The following is a 3,177-nucleotide window of genomic DNA, read 5'->3' as shown; positions in this document are numbered from 1 at the left end:
CCCGAACACGGGCCGCGCCGGCGCAAACTGCGGCCGCGCCGGAGGGCGGCACTGGGATCCCGGGCCCCTCCGACCGTGACTCGAGCCTGCTCGACCGCGACAAGATCCCGTCCAACACCGAGGTGCTGACCTCGGCGGATTTCAGCCGCAACTATTCGACGAACTTTCTCGACTCGGTGAACCGCAGGCTGCCCGGCGTCACACTCACGGACCAGACCGGCAATCCGTTCCAGCGCAATCTCGACTACCGCGGCTTCGTCGCCTCGCCGGTTCAGGGAACGCCGCAGGGCATCGCGGTCTATCAGAACGGCGTGCGCATCAACGAATCCTGGGGCGACGTGGTCAACTGGGATTTCATCCCGGAAAAGGCCATCGACCGGGTTTCGCTGGTTCCCAACAACCCGATATTCGGCCTCAACGCGATCGGCGGCGCGCTCAGCATCCAGATGAAGAACGGCTTCACCTATCAGGGGGTCGAGGCTGAAGTCTTGGGCGGCTCCTACGGGCGCGTGCAGGGCAGCGTGCAGGCCGGCGGCCAGAAGGACAATATCTCGGCCTATGCCGCGTTCGAATCCGCCTATGACCACGGCTGGCGCGACTATGCCAATTCCTCGCACGTCAACCGCATGTATGTCGACATCGGCGCGCGCAACGACGACACCGAATTCCACGTTAATTTCACCGGCGCCAGCAATCTGCTCGGCAACGTGGCCGCAACGCCGGTCGAGATGCTCAACCAGCGCTGGTCGAGCGTCTACACCTGGCTGCAATCGACGATGCTGCAGCTCGCCTTCGTCAACGCCACGCTGAGCCATAATTTCTCGGACACCTGGTCGTTCCAGGGCAACGCCTATTTCCGCGGCTTCCGGCAGACCCATGTCGACGGCAACGGCACCGACGTTGCGCCGTGCGACGATCCCACGACCTTGTGCATCGGCGACGGTCTCCCGGTTTTCGGTCCTGCGGACGGTCCCGCAACTCCGAACACGCTGGGCAATGCTTTCCTTGGCGAGCTCGATCGCAACCGAGCTGCCACCAACAGCTTTGGCGGCACGGCCCAGTTCACCAATACGGACAGACTGTTCGGGCACGACAACCACGTCGTCATGGGCGTCAGCGTCGACCATGGCAACACCAAGTTTACTGCGACCAGCGAGCTCGGCACCGTCGACCAGAATCTGTTCGTGACGGGCACCGGGGTCTTCATCAACCAGCCCGACGCCGGTCTCAGCCCGGTCGATCTGCGCGCCACCAACACCTACACCGGCGTCTACCTCACCGACACGTTCGACGTGACGAACAGGTTCTCGGTCACGGCCGGGGGACGGTTCAACTATGCCCAGATCGACCTGCAGGACCAGACCGGGACCAACGACCTGCTCAACAGCAGCAATCGTTTCCAGCGGTTCAACCCGGTGATCGGCGGCACCTTCAAGATCACCCCGAACCTCACCGCCTATGCCGGCTATTCGGAAGCCAACCGGGCACCGACGCCGCTGGAGCTCGGCTGCTCCGATCCCAACCATCCCTGCATGATCGACACCTTCCTGGTGGCCGACCCGCCGCTCAAGCAGGTGGTGTCGCACACGGTCGAGGCCGGCCTGCGCGGCAGCTGGGGCCGCGACGCCAGGACCGGCGTGCTGAGCTGGGGCCTGGGCGTGTTCCACACCCTGTCCGACGACGACATCATCCAGGTGACGAGCCCGCTCGGCGTCAACAATTTCGGCTTCTTCCAGAATGCCGGGCAGACCTTGCGGCAGGGCATCGAGGCCAAGCTCGACTATCGCCTCGATCGCTGGAACGCCTACGCCAACTACACCTATGTCGACGCGACCTATCGAAGCGCGATCACGCTGTCCTCGCCGAACAATCCGAACGCGCTGACCAACGACGCCGGCGCGCAATTTGTCAACGTCACGCCGGGTGACCACATCCCCGGCATTCCAGCGCACCGCTTCAAGGCCGGCGTCGACTACAACGTCACGGATGCGTGGAAGGTCGGCGCCGACCTCAATTTCGTGGGCAGCCAGTGGATCATCCATGACTACACCAACCAGAGCCCGAAGGTGCCGGCCTACTCGGTCGTCAATTTGCACACGTCATACCAGGTCACGAAGAACATCGAGGTGTTCGGCCTGATCAACAATGTGTTCAACCGGCACTACTATCTGAGCGGTGCGTTCTATCAAACGGGCGGCTTTACCAGCGCCGGCGGTCTGCCCAACCTGATGGCGCAGCTGAGCGATCCCCGCACCTTCGTGCCCGGCATGCCGCTCGCCGCCTATGCCGGCATCAGGGCGAAGTTCTAGGGGAATTTCCCGCGCACCCGCGATGCTTTCGACGCCGTCATTGCGAGGAGCGAAGCGACGAAGCAATCCATTTTTATTCGCGGAGCCTGTCATCCGGCGGCGCTATGCGCCGACCGGGTGGCTCGCAATGACGTGGATAGAGCAACCCACATCATCTCCGCGGGCCTGACTGATGCCGCGCGCTACGCCACCGTCCCGCCGTCGACCGGCATCGCGATGCCGGTGACGAACGAGGCCTTGTCCGACAGCAGGAACACCGCGACCTCCGCGATCTCCTCCGGGCGCGCGGCGCGGCCCATCGGATTGCGGGTCACCGCAGCCTTGATCAATTCCTCAGGATCGGCCTCGTTGTGGCCCGGCTGGTCGGGCCGGTTGACGAACACCCGCAGCATCGGCGTGTCGATCGCGCCAGGGCAGATCGCATTGACGCGCACGCCGTCCTTGGCGTGGCGTTTGGCGAGCGCCCGCGCCAACCCGATCACGCCGGCCTTGGCCGCCGAATAGGTCGGGCTCCACGGCGAGCCGACCAGGCCCGAGGTCGATGCGGTGAACAGGATGCTGCCCTTGCGCCGCGCCGTCATCTGCCCGAGCGCGGCGTGAGTGGTGATCAGCTGCGAGCGCAAATTGAGATCGACGCTGAGATCCCAGCCTTCCAGATCGTCGATCACGGACGGGCCGGGAATGCCGAGATGATTCCAGACGCAATCGAGCGCGCCGAACTCCTTCACCGTCGCTGCAACGATATCGCGCGCAAAGCCGTCGTCGCGGAGATCGCCGGTCAGCGCCAGCGCGCGTCCGCCGCCCTTTTTGATCTCGTCGACCACCGCCTTCGCGCCGGCCTCGTTCTGGTCGACCACCGCGACCGCCG

General features: G+C 64.5%; 2 protein-coding genes. One reads left to right on the top strand and one right to left on the bottom strand.

Translation table 11 applies throughout. The features are described 5' to 3' along the window. The first annotated feature begins 125 nt into the window (after positions 1-125). The gene (locus H8B02_RS46400; RefSeq protein ID WP_229172391.1) at positions 126-2,309 is read left to right on the top strand and encodes a TonB-dependent receptor; all 2,184 of its coding nucleotides are present in this window, start codon (positions 126-128) and stop codon (positions 2,307-2,309) included. Positions 2,310-2,491: 182 nt separating this feature from the next. Here H8B02_RS46400 and H8B02_RS46395 read toward each other — a convergent pair. After that, a partial coding sequence (locus H8B02_RS46395; protein WP_229172390.1) for an SDR family NAD(P)-dependent oxidoreductase occupies positions 2,492-3,177 on the bottom strand: 686 nt, incomplete at its 5' end.

The organism is Bradyrhizobium altum (assembly GCF_020889705.1).
GTDB classification, from domain to species: domain Bacteria; phylum Pseudomonadota; class Alphaproteobacteria; order Rhizobiales; family Xanthobacteraceae; genus Bradyrhizobium; species Bradyrhizobium altum.
The sequence above is the reverse complement of the archived record's forward strand: the minus strand, read 5'-3'. Positions and strand labels throughout refer to the sequence as shown.